General features: G+C 71.9%; 19 protein-coding genes. 16 read left to right on the plus strand and 3 right to left on the minus strand.

Annotation, left to right across the window (positions count from 1 at the left end; genetic code table 11):
* The first annotated feature begins 86 nt into the window (after window positions 1-86).
* The 3 genes from IEZ31_RS34815 to dapF are packed head-to-tail and all read left to right on the plus strand — an operon-like array spanning window position 87 to window position 2507.
* A complete protein-coding gene (locus tag IEZ31_RS34815; RefSeq protein ID WP_190254308.1) occupies window positions 87-764 on the plus strand; it encodes a class III extradiol dioxygenase subunit B-like domain-containing protein in 678 nt (225 codons plus the stop codon).
* Window positions 755-1648, plus strand: coding sequence for a tRNA (adenosine(37)-N6)-dimethylallyltransferase MiaA (gene miaA, locus IEZ31_RS34820; protein ID WP_190254333.1), 894 nt, complete (start codon window positions 755-757; stop codon window positions 1646-1648). Before IEZ31_RS34815 ends, miaA begins: the two co-directional genes overlap by 10 nt.
* A 4-nt stretch (window positions 1649-1652) precedes the next feature.
* Entirely contained in the window at window positions 1653-2507 is an 855-nt protein-coding gene (gene dapF, locus IEZ31_RS34825; protein WP_190254309.1) for a diaminopimelate epimerase, read from the plus strand.
* Window positions 2508-3250: 743 nt separating this feature from the next.
* On the opposite strand, the gene IEZ31_RS34830 is transcribed toward dapF, so the two are convergent.
* Complete coding sequence (locus IEZ31_RS34830; RefSeq protein ID WP_373294740.1) at window positions 3251-4723, minus strand: NAD-dependent malic enzyme; 1473 nt, start codon at window positions 4721-4723, stop codon at window positions 3251-3253.
* A 110-nt stretch (window positions 4724-4833) separates the two neighbouring features.
* On the opposite strand from IEZ31_RS34830, the gene hflX reads away from it, so the two are divergent.
* Window positions 4834-6252: a GTPase HflX gene (hflX, locus tag IEZ31_RS34835; protein ID WP_373294738.1), complete on the plus strand. Its 1419-nt coding sequence runs from the start codon at window positions 4834-4836 to the stop codon at window positions 6250-6252.
* A gap of 231 nt (window positions 6253-6483) precedes the next feature.
* Window positions 6484-7956 carry an SdiA-regulated/phytase-like domain-containing protein gene (locus tag IEZ31_RS34840; protein ID WP_190254311.1) on the plus strand — a complete coding sequence of 491 codons (1473 nt, stop codon included), beginning with the start codon at window positions 6484-6486 and terminating at the stop codon, window positions 7954-7956.
* Window positions 7957-8070: 114 nt separating this feature from the next.
* Here the strand turns inward: IEZ31_RS34840 and lexA are convergent, their stop codons facing one another.
* Entirely contained in the window at window positions 8071-8859 is a 789-nt protein-coding gene (gene lexA, locus IEZ31_RS34845) for a transcriptional repressor LexA (RefSeq protein WP_190254312.1), read from the minus strand.
* Window positions 8860-9158: 299 nt separating this feature from the next.
* On the opposite strand from lexA, the gene IEZ31_RS34850 reads away from it, so the two are divergent.
* From IEZ31_RS34850 to IEZ31_RS34860, 3 genes are all read left to right on the plus strand, one after another.
* Complete coding sequence (locus tag IEZ31_RS34850; protein ID WP_229836108.1) at window positions 9159-9446, plus strand: LysM peptidoglycan-binding domain-containing protein; 288 nt, start codon at window positions 9159-9161, stop codon at window positions 9444-9446.
* A 278-nt stretch (window positions 9447-9724) separates the two neighbouring features.
* Window positions 9725-10276, plus strand: coding sequence for a transcriptional regulator NrdR (gene nrdR, locus IEZ31_RS34855; RefSeq protein WP_190254313.1), 552 nt, complete (start codon window positions 9725-9727; stop codon window positions 10274-10276).
* 57 nt (window positions 10277-10333) lie between these two features.
* On the plus strand, window positions 10334-13171 hold the full coding sequence (locus IEZ31_RS34860) for a vitamin B12-dependent ribonucleotide reductase (RefSeq protein ID WP_190254314.1): 2838 nt from the start codon (window positions 10334-10336) through the stop codon (window positions 13169-13171).
* Here the strand turns inward: IEZ31_RS34860 and IEZ31_RS34865 are convergent, their stop codons facing one another.
* Window positions 13172-14899, minus strand: coding sequence for a hypothetical protein (locus tag IEZ31_RS34865; protein ID WP_190254315.1), 1728 nt, complete (start codon window positions 14897-14899; stop codon window positions 13172-13174). It lies immediately after the preceding gene.
* Between the two features lie 185 nt (window positions 14900-15084).
* Here IEZ31_RS34865 and IEZ31_RS34870 point away from each other — a divergent pair, with 185 nt between their 5' ends.
* The 8 genes from IEZ31_RS34870 to IEZ31_RS34905 form a co-directional block, all read left to right on the plus strand.
* Window positions 15085-16275: an acyltransferase family protein gene (locus IEZ31_RS34870; RefSeq protein WP_190254316.1), complete on the plus strand. Its 1191-nt coding sequence runs from the start codon at window positions 15085-15087 to the stop codon at window positions 16273-16275.
* 135 nt (window positions 16276-16410) lie between these two features.
* Entirely contained in the window at window positions 16411-16860 is a 450-nt protein-coding gene (locus IEZ31_RS34875; protein WP_190254317.1) for a hypothetical protein, read from the plus strand.
* 14 nt (window positions 16861-16874) lie between these two features.
* On the plus strand, window positions 16875-17348 hold the full coding sequence (locus IEZ31_RS34880) for a hypothetical protein (RefSeq protein ID WP_190254318.1): 474 nt from the start codon (window positions 16875-16877) through the stop codon (window positions 17346-17348).
* A 10-nt stretch (window positions 17349-17358) separates the two neighbouring features.
* On the plus strand, window positions 17359-17808 hold the full coding sequence (locus IEZ31_RS34885) for a hypothetical protein (RefSeq protein ID WP_190254319.1): 450 nt from the start codon (window positions 17359-17361) through the stop codon (window positions 17806-17808).
* Window positions 17809-17839: 31 nt separating this feature from the next.
* Complete coding sequence (locus IEZ31_RS34890; RefSeq protein WP_190254320.1) at window positions 17840-18181, plus strand: hypothetical protein; 342 nt, start codon at window positions 17840-17842, stop codon at window positions 18179-18181.
* A 17-nt stretch (window positions 18182-18198) separates the two neighbouring features.
* A complete protein-coding gene (locus IEZ31_RS34895; protein WP_190254321.1) occupies window positions 18199-19662 on the plus strand; it encodes a DUF7782 domain-containing protein in 1464 nt (487 codons plus the stop codon).
* The gene (dtd, locus tag IEZ31_RS34900) at window positions 19662-20084 is read left to right on the plus strand and encodes a D-aminoacyl-tRNA deacylase (protein WP_190254322.1); all 423 of its coding nucleotides are present in this window, start codon (window positions 19662-19664) and stop codon (window positions 20082-20084) included. Before IEZ31_RS34895 ends, dtd begins: the two co-directional genes overlap by 1 nt.
* An 87-nt stretch (window positions 20085-20171) precedes the next feature.
* Window positions 20172-20635, plus strand: a 464-nt coding sequence (locus IEZ31_RS34905) for a sigma-70 factor domain-containing protein (protein ID WP_373294739.1), incomplete at its 3' end; no start/stop codon positions are given.

A 20635-nucleotide genomic window follows, 5' to 3' on the forward strand; every position in this document is an offset into this window, starting at 1 on the left:
GAGGGCCTGCGGCCGAACCGTGACCATTCCGGTGCCAAGCACGGGTCGCACGGCCGGGCAGCGACCGTCCCCGATAACGTTATGCCGTGTCACTCGTCGCCGCCGCGGTCTGCCCACATCCGCCGTTGTTGCTGCCGGAAGTGGCCGCCGGAGCGGCGCACGAGCTCGACGACCTGCGGTCTGCCTGCCACGTTGCCGTGACCCACCTGACCAGCGCCTCGGTCGACTTGCTCATTGTCGTTGGTGCCGATACCACGACGGTACGCCGTCGTCCTCCCTTCGGTGGGACCCTGTCCCCGTGGGGGATCGACCGGCCGGTCGGTGAGCTCGGTGGCGATCAGCTTCCCCTCAGCCTGCTCATCGGCGCCTGGCTGGCCCCGGCCGCGAGCGGCTTCCAGAGCGTCGCGGCGACCGCCTCGCCGGACGAATGCGCACAACTCGGTCGGGGGCTGGCCGCCGAGGCCGCGCGCGTCGGGCTGCTGGTGCTCGGGGACGCGTCCGCCTGCCGCAGCGAGAAGGCGCCCGGATACCGAGACCCGCGCGCCGAGCCCTTCGACGCCGCCGTGGCCGGCGCCCTGGCCAAGGCCGACACCGAGGCCCTCCTGCGGGTCGACCCGGGGCTTGCCGGCGAGCTGCTCGTCGCCGGGCGGGCGCCGTGGCAGGTGCTGGCCGGGGCGGCCGAGGGGGTCGCCTGGGCGCACACCGAGCTGCTGTATGACGACGCTCCGTACGGGGTCGGTTACCTGGTGGCGAGCTGGCGGTGACCACAGTCGTCGCCATCGTCGGCCCGACCGCCGCCGGCAAGTCCGCCCTGAGCCTCCGCCTGGCCCACGCCCTCCGCGGTGAGGTCATCAATGCCGATTCGATGCAGCTGTACCGCGGGATGGACATCGGCACCGCCAAGCTCACCGTCGCCGAGCGGGAGGGCGTCCCGCACCACGTCCTGGACATCTGGGACGTGACCGAGCCGGCCAGCGTGGCCGTCTACCAGGAACTGGCCCGCGCGGCGATCGACGACGTGGCGGCCCGCGGACGGGTGCCGCTGCTCGTCGGCGGCTCCGGCCTCTACGTGCGGGCCGTGCTCGAGGACTTCGAGTTCCCGGGCACCGACCCCGACCTGCGGGCCGAGCTGGAGGCGGAGCTCGAGCGGGTGGGCCCGGCGCCGCTGTACGCCCGGCTCGCCGCGGCCGACCCGCTCGCCGCCGAGCGGATCCTGCCGAGCAACGGCCGGCGGATCGTCCGCGCGCTGGAGGTCAACGCGCTCACCGGGTCGACGTTCACGGCGCGGCTGCCGGAGCCGCGCCCGGTGTACGACAGCATCCAGATCGGCGTGGACGTCGACACCGCCGAGCTCGACGCCCGCATCGCCCGCCGGGTCGACGCCATGTGGGCGGCCGGGCTGGTCGCCGAGACCCGCGAGCTGGAGCGCCGGGGGCTGCGGGAGGGGCGGACGGCCGGCCGGGCGCTGGGGTACCACCAGATTCTCACCCTCCCGGAGGAGGAGGCGCGGGCGGAGACCGTGCGCGCCACCCGGCGGTTCGTGCGGCGGCAGCGCTCGTGGTTCCGCCGCGACCCGCGGATCGTGTGGCTCGACGGGGCGGCGGCGGACATCACCGAGGCGGCGCTCGGGCTCGTACGGCAAGATTGACGCCATGCGCTTCGCGAAAGGCCACGGCACGGGCAACGACTTCGTCATCCTGCCCGACCCCGACGGTGTGCTCCCGCTGACGCCGGCGTTCGTCGCCGCGCTGTGCGACCGGCGCCGCGGGATCGGCGCCGACGGCGTCCTGCGCGTGGTCCGCAGCGCCGCCCACCCCGACGCCGAGGCCTCGTCCGCCGCGGCCGAGTGGTTCATGGACTACTGGAACTCGGACGGTTCCCAGTCGGAGATGTGCGGCAACGGCGTGCGCGTCTACGCGCGGTACCTGGCGGAGGCTGGCCTGGTCGCCCCCGAGGGCACGTTCAACCTGGTCACGCGGGCGGGCGTCGTGCCCGTCACCATGGGCGAGGAGATCACCGCCGGGATGCCGGTCCCCCGGGTGTACGTGCAGAGCGAGGCCGGCACCAACGGCGCCGTCTTCACCGGCACCGCCGTCGACGTCGGCAACCCTCACCTGGTCTGCCCGGTCGACGAGGCGACCCTGGAGCGGCTCGACCTGACCGCGGCCCCGGCGATCGACCCGCTGATCTTCCCGGCCGGCGTGAACGTGGAGTTCGCGGCGGTCGGCAACCCGCCCGCGGGCGCCGACCTGTACCGCCGGATGCGCGTCTACGAGCGCGGCTCGGGCGAGACCCAGTCCTGCGGCTCCGGGGTGTGCGCGGTGGCCGCTGTGGCCCTGCACCACGCCGGCCTGGAGTCGGGCGTGGTGGTCGTCGACGTGCCGGGCGGCCGGCTGACGGTGACGTCCTCGCCGGCCGAGTGCCTGCTGCGGGGGCCGGCGGTGATCGTCGCGCACGGCGACGTCGACGCCCAGGCGATCCGCCAACTCGCCCCGCTCCACTCGTAGCCACCTGCCTGCTGCCGCTGCCTGCTGCCGCTGCCGCTGCCCGCTGCACGCTGCCGCTGCACGCTGCCGCTGGCGCTGCACGCTCGCCCGCCGTGCCTGCCCGCTGCGGTGCGCCCACTTCCACGATGTTTGCCCGCGGCGGTGCCCCCCACTCCCGCGATCTTGGAGTTGTGGTCCCGGATTTGTCGGAAATGACGGCATAAGTCAGGAGCCGCAGCTCCAAGATCGCGCTGGGTGGAGCGCTGGGTAGAGCCCAGGTCGGGGCTCGCAGGGCAGTGTGCAGGGCGGGGCGCAGGCCGCGGCACGCAGGCCGGCGCATAGGGCGCGGGCCGGGGCGCAGGGCGCAGTGCAGTGTGCAGGGCGGGGCGCGGGGCGGGGTGCAGCCCGGGGCAGGGTGCGGGGGCGCAGTGCAGGGCGGGGGCGCAGCGCAGGGCGGGGGCGCAGCGCAGGGCGGGGTGCGGGGGCGCAGTGCAGGGCGGGGTGCAGGCCGACGCGCAGGGAGCTGGGCGCAGCTCAGGGTCGGGTGCAGGTCGGCGCGCAGGGAGCGGGGCGCGGGGCGGAGCGTGAGTGAGCGCGGACGCGAGTGCGCGGGAAGAGCGAGGCGGCGGGCGCGAAGGGCGGGCGGGCGCCCGGAGGACCTGTTCGCCGGGCGGTGGCACAGCTGAGACGTTGGTCGATCTACCCGCACTCTTTGTGATCAAAACGAGGGTAGATCGACCAACGTTTATGGAAGCGGGCGGCGGCTAGGAAGCGGAGCCGTCCGGGGTTGAGTCCAGGGCCGGGCCGCGGGCCGCCGCGCGCACCGCCGCCGCCACGGCCGGGGCCACGCGGGCGTCGAACACGCTCGGGACGATGACGGTCGGGTTGAGTTTGTCCTCGCCCACCGTGTCGGCGATCGCCTGGGCCGCCGCGATGGCCATCGCCTCGGTGAACTCGCGTGCCTGGGCGTCGAGCATGCCGCGGAAGACGCCCGGGAAGGCCAGGACGTTGTTGATCTGGTTGGGCTGGTCGGAGCGGCCGGTGGCGACGATCGCGGCGTGCTCGCGGGCCTCCCGCGGGTCGACCTCGGGGTCGGGGTTGGCCAGGGCGAACACGATCGAGTTCGGTGCCATCGTGGCGATGTCGTCGCCCGTGAGCAGGTTGGGGGCGCTCACGCCGATGAAGACGTCGGCGCCGCGCAGGGCCCCGCGCAGGTTGCCGCTGTAGTTGTTCTTGTTGGTGTGGTCCGCGAGCCACTGCCAGGAGTCTGACAAGTTGGTCATCCCGCGGTGGAGCGCGCCGGGCCGGTCCGTTGCGATGACGTCGCCGACGCCCTGGTGCAGCAGCAGCTTGATGATCGCCGTGCCGGCCGCGCCGGCGCCGCTGATCACCACGCGCACCTGGTCGATCGGCTTGCCGACCACGCGCAGGGCGTTGGTGAGGGCGGCCAGGACGCAGATGGCCGTGCCGTGCTGGTCGTCGTGGAAGACCGGGATGTCGAGCAGGTCGCGCAGGCGCTCCTCGATCTCGAAGCAGCGGGGCGCCGCGATGTCCTCGAGGTTGATGCCGCCGTACGCGGGCGCGATCGCCCGCACGATCGAGATGATCTCCTCGGTGTCCTGGGTGTCCAGGACCACCGGCCAGGCGTCCACCCCGCCGAAGCGCTTGAACAGGGCGGCCTTGCCCTCCATGACCGGCATCGCCGCGTAGGGCCCGATGTTGCCGAGGCCGAGCACGGCCGAGCCGTCGGTGACCACGGCGACGGTGTTGCGCTTGATCGTGAGGCGGCGGGCGTCGTCGGGGTTCTCGGCGATGGCGAGGCAGACGCGGGCGACGCCCGGCGTGTAGGCGCGGGACAGCTCGTCGCGGTTGCGGAGGGCGACCTTGGGGGCGACCTCGATCTTGCCGCCGAGGTGCAGGAGGAAGGTGCGGTCGGAGACCTTGCGGACGTCGACCCCGTCGAGCTTCTCCAGGCCGGCCACGACCTGCTCGGCGTGGCTGGAGTCGGCGGTGTCGGTGGTGAGGTCGACGACGACGTTGTTGCTGTCGGAGTCGACGACGTCGACGGCGGTGACGATGCCGCCGGCCTCGCCCACGGCGGTGGTCAGGCGGCCGATCGCGGAGGCGTCGGCGCGGACGGAAACGCGGATGGTGATGGAGAACCCGGCGCTGGGCAGACGGTGTGTGGCAGGTGTCACCGCCCCATTCTCACTCGTTCGCTCACCCCGTTGCCGCACCGGGGACCGCGTGATCGTGACAGGTCGATGCACGTACGGCCAATATCAAGTGCCATCGGGTGTCTGAGGTGTCAGGATTGACGGGTTGTATCGGCAGTCCCTAGGAGTGCATGTTGCGAGCACGAGCGACGTTCGAGGACCTCGAGGACGAGGTCGAGTTCGACACGGGTGATCTGGAACTCGAGGAGCGTCACGCTCTCCGTCGCGTCGCCGGCCTGTCCACCGAGCTCGCCGACGTCACCGAGGTCGAATACCGACAACTGCGCCTGGAGCGGGTGATTCTGGTCGGCGTGTGGACGGAGGGCAGCGCCACCGACGCCGAGAACTCCCTGACCGAGCTGGCCGCGCTCGCCGAGACGGCCGGGTCGCTGGTGCTCGACGGGCTGATCCAGCGGCGCGGCCGGCCGGATCCTTCGACGTACATCGGGCGCGGCAAGGTCGACGAGCTGCGCGCGGTCGTCCGGAGCAGCGGCGCCGACACCGTCATCTGCGACGGCGAGCTGTCGCCGTCCCAGCTGCGCACCCTGGAGTCGCAGGTCAACGTCAAGGTCATCGACCGCACGGCGCTGATTCTCGACATCTTCGCGCAGCACGCCAAGAGCAAGGAGGGCAAGGCCCAGGTCGAGCTGGCGCAGCTGCAGTACTTCCTGCCGCGCCTGCGCGGTTGGGGTGAGGCCCTCAGCCGGCAGGCCGGTGGCTCGGCCAGCGGCAACGGTGGCGTGGGCCTGCGCGGCCCCGGTGAGACCAAGCTCGAGACCGACCGCCGGCGCATCCGGCACCGCATCGCCCGGCTCAAGCGCGAGATCGCCGCGATGGCGACGATCCGCGACACCAAGCGGGCGACCCGGCGGCGCAACCGGGTGCCGAGCGTGGCCATCGCCGGCTACACCAACGCCGGCAAGTCCAGCCTGCTCAACCGGCTGACCGGCGCCGGCGTGCTGGTCGAGGACGCGCTGTTCGCCACCCTCGACACGACGACCCGGCGCAGCCGCTCGGCCGACGGCCGGGTGTACACGCTGTCCGACACGGTCGGGTTCGTCCGGCACCTGCCCCACCAGCTCGTCGAGGCGTTCCGGTCGACGCTGGAGGAGGTTGCGGAGGCCGACCTCGTGCTGCACGTGGTCGACGGCGCGCATCCCGACCCGGAGGAGCAGGTCCGCGCGGTGCGGGAGGTGCTCGCCGAGGTGGGTGCGGATGCGGTACCGGAGCTGCTGGTGGTCAACAAGGTCGACGCCGCCGACGAGGAGACCCAGTTGCGGCTCAAGCGCCTGTGGCCCGACGCGGTGTTCGCCTCGGCGCGCACCCTGATCGGGATCGAGGACGTCCGGGCCGCCGTCGAGCAGCGGCTGCCCTGGCCGGCGATCGAGCTCACGGCCGTGGTGCCGTACGACCGGGGCGACCTGGTCGCGCGCGTCCACTCGATCGGCGACGTGCTCGAAACCGCTCACCTGGCCGAGGGAACGCGCATCCGCGCTCGCGTGAACGACGCGCTGGCGGCGGAGCTCGCCCCATTTGTAGTGTCCTCGTAGTTTTTCTGCGATTACGTGGAGTGAGAGCCGGACCGGGCACACCCATGAATGGTCCGGCTCTGCCAAACTTGTGCGATGCGACTGCGGGTGGGCTCCTGGACTGCTGCTGTTCTCAGTCTGTTGGCTGGGCTTTCAGCAGCGCCAGCGGCCGCCGCACCCTCGCCCTCCGGTCAGCCGTCCCCGGCCGTGGCGGGCGCCGGACAGCCCATCTGCACCCCCGACAACAAGCAGGTGACGGAGATCTCGGGGCTGGTGGCCACGGCCAACGGCTTCATGGCGGTGCAGGACAGCCAGTCCAACGGCAAGCCCAAGATCTATCAGCTCGACAACAACTGCAAGCTGCTGAGCACGATCGGCTACCCGACCCCGGCCCGTGACCCCGAGGACCTCGCGGTCGACAAGAACGGGACGTTCTGGATCGCCGACATCGGCGACAACGATGAGGCGAGCGGCGGCACCAAGGAGCCGCGCAAGACGGTCGCGGTGTGGAGCCTGCCGAGCGGCTCCAGGGAGCCGACGATCAACCGCCTGGCGTATCCGGACGGCAAGAAGCGCGACGCCGAGGCGATGCTCCTGGCCGCCGACGGCAGCCCGATCATCATCACGAAGACCCCGGTCGGCGAGGTGTGGGTCCCCGAGGGCCCGCTGCAGCCGAAGGCCGAGGCGGGCGTGAAGATGAAGAAGGTCGGGCAGTTCAACCCCCAGGACACCAAGACGGCCAACCCGCTGGGCCTGCTGGGCTGGAAGCTGATCACGGGCGCGGCCACGTCCCCGGACGGCTCGAAGGTGGTCATCCGCACCTATTCGGACGCCTACGAGTTCGACGTCCCGGGCGGCGACGTGGTCAAGGCGATCACCAGCGGCAAGCCGCGCATCACCCCGCTGCCCAACGAGGTGCAGGGCGAGGCCATCACGTATTCCGCGGACGGCAAGACGTACATCACGGCCTCCGACGTGGAGGGCTCGAAGAAGGCGCCGCTGCTGCGGTACACGCCGACGAACGTCCAGCCGGGCAAGGGCGAGGGCGCCAACCTGCCCACGCCGAAGTCGGACGACCCCGGCTTCCTGGCGAGCCTGACCCTCCAGGACATCACGTATGCGGTGGCTGCCATCGGCATCGTCGGCCTGATCCTGGTGGTGGCCGGCATCGTCGGCATCCGCCGGGCGCGGGCGGCCCGCCGCCTGGCCGGCCCCGCCGGTAGTGCCCGGGGCGCGGCCTCGGTCGGCGGCATGGACGGCGACGGCCCCGGTGGTCCTGGCGGTCCCGGCGGTCCCGACGACGACGGCCCACGCGGCGGCGGCACGGTCTACGGCGCGCAACCGGCCCCGGCGTCCCGCGGCGGCGGCGGCAACGTGTACGGCGGGGCCCCGTCGTCCCCGGCCCCCCAGGGCACGACGTACGGCGGCGGCACCACGTACGGCTCCGGTTCCGGCGGCGGCTCGACCTACGGCGGCGGCTCCGGCGGCGGTTCCGGCGGCGGCTCGGGCGGTGGCTCGACCTACGGCTCGCCGCAGGGCGGAACCTACGGCTCGCCCCAGGGCGGCTACGACCAGCCTCCGGGCCCGCGGGGCTTCGGCCAGGCGGGCGGCTTCCCGCCTCCGCCTCCGCCGCCGGGCAACCACGGCTCGCGTGGCGTGTATGGCCGCGGGCAGCAGCCCGACGACTACGACGGCCACGAGCGCGGCTACGCACCGCACCGCTGAGCCCCGGGCGGGGCCGCTCCATGATCAATGGAGGCATCTGGCTGCGATAGCGGCCGAAAGTCGCCATCGATCATGGGTCCGGAACAGCGACAGAGCCCCCGCCACAGGCCCGGGTCAGATGCGGCGGACCACCGTGACCACGCGGCCCAGGATGGTGGCGTGGTCGCCCGGGATCGGGTCGAAGGCCGCGTTCTGCGGCATGAGCCAGACGTGGCCGTCGCGGTTGCGATAGGTCTTCACGGTGGCCTCGCCGTCCAGCATGGCCGCCACGATGTCGCCGTTGTTGGCGTTGGGCTGCTGGCGGACCACGACCCAGTCGCCGTCGCAGATGGCCGCGTCGAGCATCGAGTCGCCCTTGACCTGGAGCATGAAGAGGGTGCCCTCGCCGACCAGCTCGCGGGGGAGAGGGAAGACGTCCTCGACGGCCTGCTCGGCCAGGATCGGGCCACCGGCGGCGATGCGGCCCAGGACCGGGACGTAGGCCGGGGACGGGCGGGCGGCGCGGGCGGCCTCCTCGTCGACCGCGACGAGCTCGCTCGGCGGGCGGACGTCGACGGCGCGCGGGCGGTTGGGGTCGCGGCGCAGGTAGCCCTTCCGCTCGAGCTCCTTCAGCTGGTAGGCCACGCTGGAGGGCGAGACCAGGCCGACGGCCTCGCCGATCTCGCGGACGCTCGGGGGATAGCCGTTGCGCTCGACGGCGCTGCGGATGAACTCCAGGATGCGGCGCTGGCGGACGGTCAGGTCGGCGGCGAACAGGTCGGGGAAGGCGCTGACCACCGCCGTGACGGCGCGCATCTCCGGCTCGCCGCCGCGACGGCGGGCACCGCGGCGGGCGCCGCTGCCAATCGCGGTGACCTCGGCCGGCTCGCTCGCGGGTGCGTCGGTGCGGTCGTCGGCTGACACGTCGTCCTCCCTCTGTTGGCGCGCGCAGCCGAGCTGCGCCGCGGACGAGCCGTGGGGCCGGCCCGTCGGCCCGGCCCGCCTTCGGGTGGCGGCCCGGGTTTGTCGCACATTTCGGGTATCCCGATCAAACGCCTTGATCGTGTGTGGATCACCGTAACGCTGAGGTGCGACAGTTTCAAACATCTGTACTACGTGGCGCGCCGTTTTTTCGGCGAGTCGCTTGAATCCAGTCTCCTCGCTCTGGTACACAATCGTACGTCCGTTCGATCGAACGGCTGTACGGAAGCGAGGGCCTGAACATGCCGATCCGCCTGACCCGACGGGGTCGCATCGTGGTGTTCGTGTTCCTGCTCGCCGTGGTCGGCGGGATCGCCGCCCTCGTCTCGGCGCCCGGGCAGGCCGCCGACCCGCCCGGCCCCGTGCCGACCGTCGTCGTGCAGCCGGGCGACACGTTGTGGGACATCGCGGGGCGCGTGAAGGGTGATCGCGGGCGGAACGCGACCGTCGAGGACATCCGCCGTCTCAATAACCTGGACGGGTACGGGATCGATGCCGGACAGCGGTTGATCTTGCCGCGCACGCGCTGACCAGCGCGAACCTTGCCACCTGGCCGTCCAGCGTATTGAGACGGGCGACACATTCGTGTCGGGATCCGCGTTTGACTTGCGTCGGCGTAGTCGTCGGCATAGCGTCTACCCCTAGATGTAGTAGTTACAGGGTTGTAAGTCGTCCACAGGTTGTGGATTCGGCAATCACCCTTACCGACCGTAATTTCCGGCGGAGTCCCGTCCAAGGGACGACCGCTGGACGTTCGTGTGCGTTTTATCCGGACATATCCGGCGTAGACTGAGAGAAGGTCCATCGAATGCGGTGCCCGTATTGCCGGCACGCCGACTCGCGGGTCGTGGACTCCCGCGAGGCCGAGGATGGCCAGATCATCCGGCGGCGCCGGTCCTGTCCCGAGTGCGGCCGGCGGTTCACGACGGTCGAGGAGGCCGTGCTCGCCGTGGTCAAGCGCAGCGGGGTGACCGAGCCGTTCAGCCGCTCGAAGATCATCGCCGGAGTGCGGAAGGCCTGCCAGGGCCGGCCGGTGGACGAGGACGCCATCGCGCTGCTCGCCCAGAAGGTCGAGGAGACCGTGCGGGCCCGGGGCGCCGCCGAGCTGCCCAGCCACGAGGTCGGGCTGGCCATCCTGGCGCCGCTGCGCGACCTGGACGAGGTCGCCTACCTGCGGTTCGCCAGCGTGTACCGCTCCTTCGACTCGCTGAGCGACTTCGAGCGCGAGATCGCCGCGCTGCGGGCCGGGGCCGCGCAGGAGCCGAAGGACCGGCCGGACAAGCACAGCAACAAACAACAGGGGGAGGCCGCCGAGGCGGCCGACAACGGGCTGACGGCGACCGCACGCCCGGTCGTCTGAGGCGAAGCGCAGCGAAGACGTTCACCACCACAGAGAAGCAACCAGAGGGGGCCGCGGATGGCGGGGGAGACGAAGACGAAGACGTCGGCACGCAAGGGGCTGCGTGTCGAGCGGGTGTGGACCGCCGAGGGCGTCCACCCCTACGACGAGGTGCAGTGGGAGACCCGCGACGTCGTCATGACGAACTGGCGGGACGGCTCGATCAACTTCGAGCAGCGGGGGGTCGAGTTCCCGACGACGTGGAGCGTCAACGCGGCGAACATCGTCACGACGAAGTACTTCCGCGGCGCCGTCGGCACGGACAAGCGCGAGCGGTCGCTGCGCCAGCTGATCGACCGCGTGGTGTCGACGTACCAGAAGGCCGGGCAGGAGCACGGGTACTTCGCCACCGACCAGGACGCGGAGGTCTTCGGCCTCGAGCTGACCTGGATGCTGCTGCACCAGGTGTTCAGCTTCAACTCGCCCGTGTGGTTCAACGTGGGCACGCCGAGCCCGCAGCAGGTCAGCGCCTGCTTCATCCTCGCCGTCGACGACTCGATGGACTCGATCCTCGACTGGTACAAGGAGGAGGGCCTGATCTTCAAGGGCGGCTCCGGCTCCGGCGTGAACCTGTCCCGGATCCGCTCCTCGAAGGAGCTGCTCAGCAGCGGCGGCACGGCGAGCGGCCCGGTGTCGTTCATGCGCGGCGCCGACGCGTCCGCCGGCACCATCAAGTCGGGCGGCGCCACCCGCCGGGCGGCCAAGATGGTCATCCTCGACGTCGACCATCCCGACGTGGAGGAGTTCATCGAGACCAAGGCCCGCGAAGAGGACAAGATCCGCGCGCTGCGCGACGCCGGCTTCGACATGGACCTCGGCGGCAAGGACATCGTCAGCGTCCAGTACCAGAACGCCAACAACTCGATCCGGGTCTCCGCCGAGTTCATGCGCTCCGTCGAGGACGACACCGAGTTCGCGCTGCGCGGCCGGCTGGACGGCAGCGTGGTGTCGACGGTCAAGGGCAAGCAGCTGTTCCGCAAGCTCGCGCAGGCGGCGTGGGAGTGCGCCGACCCGGGCATCCAGTACGACGACACGATCAACGACTGGCACACCTGCCCGGAGACCGGCCGGATCACCGCGTCGAACCCGTGCAGCGAGTACATGCACCTCGACAACTCCAGCTGCAACCTGGCCTCGCTCAACCTGCTGAAGTTCCTCGGCACCGACGGCTCGTTCAACCACGAGCGGTTCGTGCAGTCGGTCGAGTTCATCATCACCGCGATGGACATCTCGATCTCGTTCGCGGACTTCCCGACCGAGAAGATCGGCGAGACCAGCCGGGCCTACCGTCAGCTGGGCATCGGCTACGCCAACCTCGGCGCCCTGCTCATGGCGAGCGGCCTCGCGTACGACTCGGCGGGGGGCCGGGCCGTCGCCGCGACGATCAGCAGCCTGATGAGCGCCACCGCGTACCGCCGGTCGGCCGAGCTGGCCGGGATCGTCGGCCCGTACGAGGGCTACGCCCGCAACGCCAAGCCGCACCAGCGGGTCATGCAGAAGCACGCCGCGGCGAACGACGCGATCGACACGCTCGGCTCCGTCGACGCCGCCATCAAGGTCGCGGCGACCGAGGAGTGGCGCCGGGGCAACGAGATCGGCGCGAAGCAGGGCTGGCGCAACTCGCAGGCCAGCGTGCTCGCCCCGACCGGCACCATCGGCCTGATGATGGACTGCGACACCACCGGCGTCGAGCCGGACCTGGCGCTCGTGAAGTTCAAGAAGCTGGTCGGCGGCGGCTCGATGCAGATCGTCAACCAGACCGTGCCGCGCGCCCTGCGCACCCTGGGGTACCAGGAGGAGCAGGTCGAGGCGATCGTCGAGCACATCTCGGCGCACGGCCACGTCGTCGACGCGCCCGGCCTCAAGCCGGAGCACTACAGCGTGTTCGACTGCGCCATGGGCGAGCGCACGATCGCGCCGATGGGCCACGTGCGGATGATGGCGGCCATCCAGCCGTTCATCTCCGGCGCCATCTCCAAGACGGTCAACATGCCGGAGTCGGCGACCGTCGAGGACGTCGAGGAGATCTACTACCAGGGCTGGAAGCTCGGCCTGAAGGCGCTCGCGATCTACCGCGACAACTGCAAGGTCGGCCAGCCGCTGTCGGCGGTGAGCAGCGCCAAGAAGGAAGAGAAGGCCGAGGAGCCGGCCGAGGTGGTCGTCAAGACCGAGAAGGTGATCGAGTACCGCCCGGTGCGCAAGCGGCTGCCGAAGAAGCGGCCCAGCTCGACGGTCTCGTTCTCCGTGGCCGGCGCCGAGGGCTACCTGACCGCGTCGTCCTACCCGGACGACGGCCTCGGCGAGGTCTTCCTCAAGATGTCGAAGCAGGGCTCCACCCTGGCCGGCGTCATGGACGCGTTCTCGGTCGCCATCTCGATCGGCCTGCAGTACGGCGTGCCGCTGGAGACCTACGTCAGCAAGTTCGTCAACATGCGGTTCGAGCCGGCGGGCATGACCGACGACCCGGACATCCGCCTGGCCAGCTCGGTGATGGACTACATCTTCCGCCGCCTGGCCCTGGACTTCCTGGACTTCGACACCCGCTCGGAGCTGGGAATCCTGACGTCGGCCGAGCGCGCGGCCCAGCTGCGCGCCGAGGCGGCCGGCGAGACGGACGTCGACCTGACCGAGATGCGCAACAGCGCCCCGGTGGAGAAGGTGGAGAAGCCGGCCGAGAAGGCCAAGCCGGTCGAGGTCGCCGCGCCGCGCGCGGTCGGCTCGTCGACCGAGCTGCTCGAACTCGTCCAGGGCAAGGCCGCCGACGCGCCGCTGTGCTTCACCTGCGGCACGAAGATGCGCCCGGCGGGCTCCTGCTACGTCTGCGAGGGCTGCGGCTCCACCAGCGGCTGCAGCTGATCAATCGAGGAGCACGACCGAAACGGCACGTGACGGATGGCGGGCGCTGACCTCCAGCGCCCGCCGTTCGGCGTCCGGGGACAGGGCGACCAGGCGGAGCGGGCCCGGGGTCTGCTCCACCACCGCGTCCAGGCGGCGCGGGGAGGTCACCGGCTCCGGGCCGTAGGTGGCGGTCGCCATCGCGCCCGATGTGCGCTGGAGGGTCTGCAGGAAGAGCGTCATCCGGTACGAGTCGTAGCCCTTGTCGTCGCCGACGATGACCGTCGGGCCGGACGGGTAGCGGGCGTAAGTGCGCAGGATCGCGTCGGCCGCCGTGAACAGCGGGGTCGGGCGGTGCTGACGGCCCACGACCGCGGACGTGCCGGTGACCGCGGCGAAGAGGGCCACCGCGAGCGGCCAGCGCACGGGGACGCGGACGGTGGCCGTCGCCAGGGCGCCCAGGCCGGCCAGGAGCAGCGCGAAGACCAGGAACAGCGCCTTGTTCGCGTAGTAGCCGCTGCCCGCGCCCGAGAGGCGCTGGGCGGCCAGCAGCGCGACGGCGAAGAGGGCGACCGGCGCGAAGGCCAGGGCGTAGCCGCGCCAGATCCGTGCCCGGCGGACCCGGCCGGACAGGAACGCCAGCGCGACCAGCACGGCCAGCGCGACGAGCGCGGTGCGGCCGAGGCGCAGGGAGCCGACCGTGAACAGCGCGCCCGCCTGGCCGGCCAGGAGCAGGCCGGCGGCCATCGGTCCCGCGGAGACCAGGGCGGCGAGCGCGCAGCACAGCAGGGCCACGCGGTGGCCGCGCGGTCGCCGCCGCCAGCACCACAGCGCGACGGCCGCGAGCACCGGCGGCAGGTACAGGTAGTACGTGAAGCCGACCGCGACCAGCAGCGCCGACACCAGCAGGAACTGCTCGCGCACGCGGGACAGCGGCCGGGCGAGCAGCGCGAGCAGGGCGACGGCCGCGGCCAGGCCGGCGGTCTGGCTCGGGTAGCCCATCCGCCAGAGCTCCACCAGCTGGCCGAGGCCGCACACGCCGGCCACGAACGCGACCAGCGGCAGCTGCCGGGCCGGGGTCAGGCCGGCCCCGCCGAGCCACTGGGCGGCCCAGACCAGGGCGAGGGTCAGCAGCACGTGCCCGCCGGCCACGTACGCGAGATAGTGCGACAGCATCGCGGTACCGCTGCCGAAATCGCCGGGAGAGGACCGGACGAAGCCGTCGACCAGCGAGGCCAGCAGGTGTGACCCCTGCGGGTAGGTGATCATGCCGCGGTAGACGAGGCGCTCCGCGGCGTCCGGTTGCTGGAACAGGTAGCCGCCGGTCCGGCGGATCGCGTCGAACACCGCCGCGTGCCGGGCGAGATCCTCGCCGTCGAGCACGATGGCCAGGCGGCCGGTCAGCCCGTCGCGCAGCAGCGGCCGGGCGAGCAGCGCCGCGACCGCGGCGACCGCCGACAGCGCGACGACGTCGCTCCGGCGCGGGCGCGGCAGCGACGGCCCTCGACCACAGCACGCGGCGATCGCGATCAGCGCCGTGAACGCGAACCCGGCGACGGCGACCGGGTGCAGGCCCCAGGGCCAGACGGCGAACACCAGCCCGCCCAGGCACACGGCGCCGGTCAGCAGCGCGACGGCGAGGGCGAGCCGGTCGAACAGCGTGCGCCCGCCGCGCAGCACGGCGGCGACGGCGACCACCAGCAGCGGCGGCAGCACGTAGGCCACCCCGGCGGCGTACAGCAGCACCACGACCGCCCACGCGCCCGCGACCAGAGCGGCCGTGCGCAGTTGAACCCGGTTGGCCGACAGCGGTCGTGGCGTGGCGTCCGGAGCGAGAGGGGTAAGAACTGGCACAATCCGCTTAACGAACAAGTCGGGCATTCAGCATCTTTGGTGCGTCATGGGTCGTTGGATCCGGCGGTACCACCGACGGATTGGACCCTGACGTGCGGATCTTCACGACGACGCTGCAGACGCGGTACGACCCGAAGGCCAACGGTCTGGGCCTGCTCCGCCTCGTGCTCGCCCTCGCGGTGCTGGTCGCGCACTCCTGGCCGCTCGGCTCGGGCGCCGCCAACCCCGGCCTCGGCCTCACCCGCGGCCAGACCGACCTCGGCGCGCTGGCCGTCGACGGGTTCTTCGTCCTCTCCGGGTTCCTGGTCGCGGCGAGCGGCCGCCGGCTCGGCCCGGTCCGCTTCGCCTGGCACCGCTGCCTGCGGATCTTCCCCGGCCTCTGGACCTGCCTGCTCGTGCTCGCGTTCGTGCTGGCCCCGCTGGTCAGCCTGGCCACCCGCGGGCGGCTCGGCGACCCGGGCGCCTCGCTCGCCTACGCGTGGGGCAACTGGTTCGGCAACCCGCACGTGTGGGGCGTCGGGGACCTGTTCGCCGAGACCCCGTACGGCCGGCTCACGCACGCCAGCGTGTTCAACGGTTCGCTGTGGAGCCTGGTGTACGAGCTGAGCTGCTACGCCGGCATGATCGCGCTGATCGCCGCCGGGGTGCTGCGCCGCCACACCTGGCTCGTGCCCTTGCTCGCGCTCGCCGCCTACGCCGTGATCGTGAGCGACTTCCTGCGCACGGTGGGGACCCACGGGCTGGCGACGCGGCCGGTGCAGCGGGGCGGGATCGGCCCGATCCCGCTGATCGGCCACCTGAACCTGCAGCTGACGATCTATCTGGGCTTCCTGTTCCTGCTCGGCGCGTCGATCCAGTTGTACCGCCACCGCGTCCCGATCCACCCGGCACTGGCCCTGCTGGCCGGCGCGGCGCTCGTGTCCTCGATGCTCGTGGGCGGCTTCTTCGTCGTGGGCCTGCCGGCGTACGCCTACCTGCTCGTCTCGGCGGCCGGTGTCCTCCCGCCGGCGGTGCACGGCATCGGCCGCCGCCGCGACTACTCGTACGGCATCTACATCTACGCGTTCCCCGTGCAGCAGCTCGTCGCGCTCGCCGGCGGCGCCGCCTGGGGCGTGCTGCCCTACATCGCGCTCTCGGCGACCGGCGCGCTGGTCCTGGCCGCGCTGTCGTGGCACCTGGTCGAGCGGCCGGCGCTGTCGCTGAAGGACTGGACGCCGCGGCGGGTCGCGACCGAGCCCGCGGCGAAGACGCCGGTCGGCGCGGCTCCGTAGCGGTCGCGCCATCCTCCAATGTGGACCCCGCCCAGGCCTGGGCCCGGACCGGAAATTCCTTCACGTCGAGACCGCGCCGCCTGTCGACAAGCCGACAACTACGCGATTCTGGGAAGCCTCAAGATTCCGCGTGTGATGAAGAGGATTCTTCTGCCGGTCGCCTTCGCGGCGATCGCGCTCGCCGGCTGCTCGTCCGAGGAGCCGGCCGAAACCACCGCCGCGGCGTCGAGCGCGGCGCCGTCCACCGTGGCCCCGACGAGTGCCGCCGCGCCGTCCAGCGCGGCGGCGTCCAGCGACGCGGCGGGCGGCGGCTGCCCGGTCGACGCCGCGGCCCTCCGCACGGCGTTCCAGGCCAACGCGGAGGTCGCCGGCGCGATCCTGCTGGGCAAGGGCTTCAAGGACATCAGCTGCTACCAGGGCTGGGCCACCGCCCGCACGCAGCCGGAGCAGGCGGACTCCGCGGTGGTGGTGTTCAAGTACGACAGCGCGAAGAAGACCTGGGCCGCGGTCATGGGCGGCACCGATGGGGTCTGCAAGGCGAACGTTCCGGCGGCGGTCCAGCCGCACCTGAAGAACTGCGTTTAGGCCGAGGTGTTGTCATGCTGAAGAAGATCCTCCTGCCGGTCGCCTTCGCGGCGATCGCGCTCGCCGGCTGCTCCGACGAGGAGCCGGCCGGCTCGCCCGCGGCGGCCGGGCCGACGAGTGCGGCCGCACCGTCGAGTGACGCACCCACCAGCGCGGCGCCGTCCAGCGCCGCCCCTGCCGCCTCCGCGTCGGCGTCCGCAGGCAAGGACGGCTGCCCGGTCGACGCCGCGACCCTCAAGAAGGCATACGAGGCCAGCAAGAAGGTGTCGGAGGCGGTCATCCTCGGCAAGGGCTTCGCCGAGATCAGCTGCTACCAGGGATGGGCCACCGCTCTCACCCAGCCGGAGCAGATGGACGTCGCCGTGGTCGTGTTCAAGTACGACACGGGCAAGAAGAGCTGGACCGCCCTTGCCGGCGGGACCGACAACCCTTGCCGCAACCTCGTTCCGTCGACGATCCAGTCGAAACTCAAGCATTGCAACCAGTAAATTCCTCGATGTGCTGAAGAAACTCATCCTCCCCCTGGCCGTCGCCGGAGCGCTCACCGGCTGCTCCGGCGACGGCCCGACCCCGAGCGTCGCGCCGACCACCCTCGCGCCGAGCCCGGAGGAGTCCCTGCCTCCGCAGACCGGCCCGGCGCCGACCAAACCCGGCGCGAGCCCGCAGGCCGGCTGCCCGGTCGACGCGGCCACCCTGGAGAAGGCGTTCGACGCCAACCCACAGCTGTCGGCCAACATCCAGCTCGGCTCGGGGCTGACCGACATCAGCTGCGCCAAGGACTACGCCACGGCCCGGACCCGGCCGACGAACGCCGATCCGGCGACCGTGCTGTTCAACTACGACGGCGCGAAGAAAATGTGGGTCGCGCTTGCGGGCGGAACCGACGGGGTCTGTGACACCGTGGTACCGCAGGCCATCAAGGCCGAACTCAAACACTGCACCGCCTAGTGGAATGTCCCGTCTTGTGGTCATATAGACCATGGACCGTGAAGCACTGCTCCGGCTCCTCTCGGAGGAGCCGGGTGCGGCCTTCGAAGCGTGCGGTGCGGCGATCCGCGCGGGTGCGGAATACGTCGTGTGGGACCACACGGTGCCGGCGGACGCGCTGGCCCGAAGCTACGCGCGGCGGGCGCAGCACATGGCAAAGATCGGCAACCCCATGCTCGGCGGCGCCGAGGCGATCGAGCAGCTCCAGGCGTCGGGCGACCGGCCCTTGCGCACCGGCGAGGCCAAGGTCGAGGACCCGCCGACCCATTTCCAGATCTTCCTGACCGCCGACGCAAGCCGGGTCGTCGCCTGCATCGGGATCGATCAGCGTTGACATAGCAGGATGGCAGGGTGGACGCACTGCTCGACACCGCCGGCCTGGCCCGGCTGCGCGAGGCGCTCGCCTCGGCCGGTTACACCGCCCAGGGGATCCGCGACCAGCTCGGCCCGGCGGCGACCGACGCGATGGCCCGCAACGACTTCCGGGCCGCACTGAAGATCACCGAGGAGCGGGGCGGCCGGCTCGCCACCCTGATCCGGCTGTTCGTCTGCGGGCAGACGGAGCCGCTCGACCGGGTCGCCGACGCGCTGGCGCCGCTGCCGCTGGAGTCGGCGACGGCCCTGCTGGAGGCCGACGGCGACGGCGTGCGGGCGGCCGTCGAGCTGGAGCCCTACGGCGACTGGTGGGTCGTCGCCGACCTGTCCGCCGGCATGCGCCCCGGCCACCCGCTGCCCGGCGATCACGTGCTCGGCATCGGCGGCGCCTCGACGACGCTGGCCGCCGCGACCCTGCGGGCTCCCGTCGGCTCCGCGCTCGACCTGGGGACGGGCTGCGGCGTGCAGGCCCTGCACCTGTCCACGCACGCCGGCCGCGTGACCGCGACCGACGTCCTGCCCCGCGCGCTGCGGTTCGCGGCGACCACGGCCGCGCTGAACGGGCTCGACTGGGAGCTGCTGGAGGGCGACCTCGTCGCGCCCGTCGCCGGCCGCCGCTTCGACCTGGTGGTCAGCAACCCGCCGTTCGTCGCCGGGCCGGGCTTCTCGGACCACACCTACCGCGACTCCGGCCGCCCCGGCGACGCCGTCTGCGCCGAGCTCGTCGCCGCCGCGCCCGGGCTGCTGGCCGACGGCGGGCACATGCAGTTCCTGGCCAACTGGCTGCACGTCGCCGGCGAGTCCTGGGAGGACCGGGTCGCCGACTGGCTGGCCGGCACCGGGCTCGACGCCTGGGTCATCCAGCGCGAGGTGTCCGATCCGGTGGCGTACGTCAACCTGTGGCTCAGCGACGCCAGCGAGGACCCGCGCGCGCAGCCGGCCCTCGCCGCCGCCTGGCTGGACTGGTTCGACGCGCAGAAGGTCGACGCGATCGGCTTCGGGGTGGTCACGCTGCGGGCCGGCGGGAACGACGACCCGACGGTGCGCATCGAGGACCTGCGGCAGACCGTCGACGGCCCGCTCGGTCCGCTGATCGGCGACTGGTTCGGCCGGCAGGACTTCCTGCGCCACGGCGACCTGCTCGGCACCCGGTTCCGGGCGGCGCCGGGGCTGCGGCTGCGGCAGGAGGCCGTGCAGGGGCCGGAGGGCTGGGAGGTCGAGCGGCAGCTGCTGACCCTCCCCGACGGGCTGCGCTGGATCGAGGAGGTGGACCCGGTCGCGCTGACCCTCGTCGGGTCGTGTGACGGGACGGTGACCCTGCGGGATCAGGTCGACGTGCTCGCGCTGGCTCATGAGGTACCGCCGGATGTGCTCCTGGAAGTGGCGGTGCCGCTCGTGTCGCACCTGGTGGAGCGCGGCGTCCTGCTGCCGGTGGCCTGATGCGGGCCCTGGTCCAGACCGTTTCGCGGGCCTCCGTGACGGTCGCTGACGAGGTCGTCGGGTCGATCACGGACGGCCTGCTCGTGCTGGTCGGCGTGACGCACACCGACTCGGTGGCGACCGCCGCGACAATGGCCCGCAAAGTGCACGAACTGCGCATCCTGGACGACGAGAAGTCCGCCGCCGACGTCGGGGCGCCGCTGCTCGTCGTCTCGCAGTTCACGCTCTACGGCGACGCTCGGAAGGGCCGGCGGCCGACCTGGATCGCCGCCGCCCGGCCCGAGGTCGCCGAGCCGCTGGTCGAGGAGTTCTGCGCGGCACTTCGCGTCCGCGGTGCAATGGTGCAAACCGGGCGGTTCCGCACCCACATGCTCGTCGAGAGTGTGAACGTGGGACCACGGACGGTGCTGCTGGAGGTCTGATCGCCACCGGGACTCACGGATTCGTGCCACGGCTCCGCCGCCTCACCGCCACTTCACGCCCGCTCAGCGAAGCTTCTTCCCGTAGGAATGATCGAGCCACTTGTCAAACCACGGGAGGCGAGCGAAGTGGCCCAGCCGCTGACTGACACCACGGACTTCAACGCGACGGATGTCTCGGATGTTGAGGCCGACGAGCAACACGAGCCCCAGCTCGACACCGCGGGCGTCTCAGCGGACCTGGTTCGTGCCTACCTGAACACGATCGGCCGCACCAAGCTGCTGACGGCCGAGCAGGAGGTCGAGCTCTCCAAGAAGATCGAGGCCGGGCTGTACGCCGAGGAGAAGCTCACCAACGGCGACGTGCACCCCGCGTGGATGAACACCTTCGAGATCGTGATCCGCGAGGGCCGCGCCGCGAAGGCGCACCTCCTGGAGGCGAACCTCCGGCTGGTGGTCAGCATCGCCAAGCGGTACACGGGGCGCGGCATGGCCTTCCTGGACCTCATCCAGGAGGGCAACCTGGGCCTGATCCGCGCGGTCGAGAAGTTCGA

This window comes from Dactylosporangium sucinum (assembly GCF_014647515.1).
Lineage (GTDB): Bacteria > Actinomycetota > Actinomycetes > Mycobacteriales > Micromonosporaceae > Dactylosporangium > Dactylosporangium sucinum.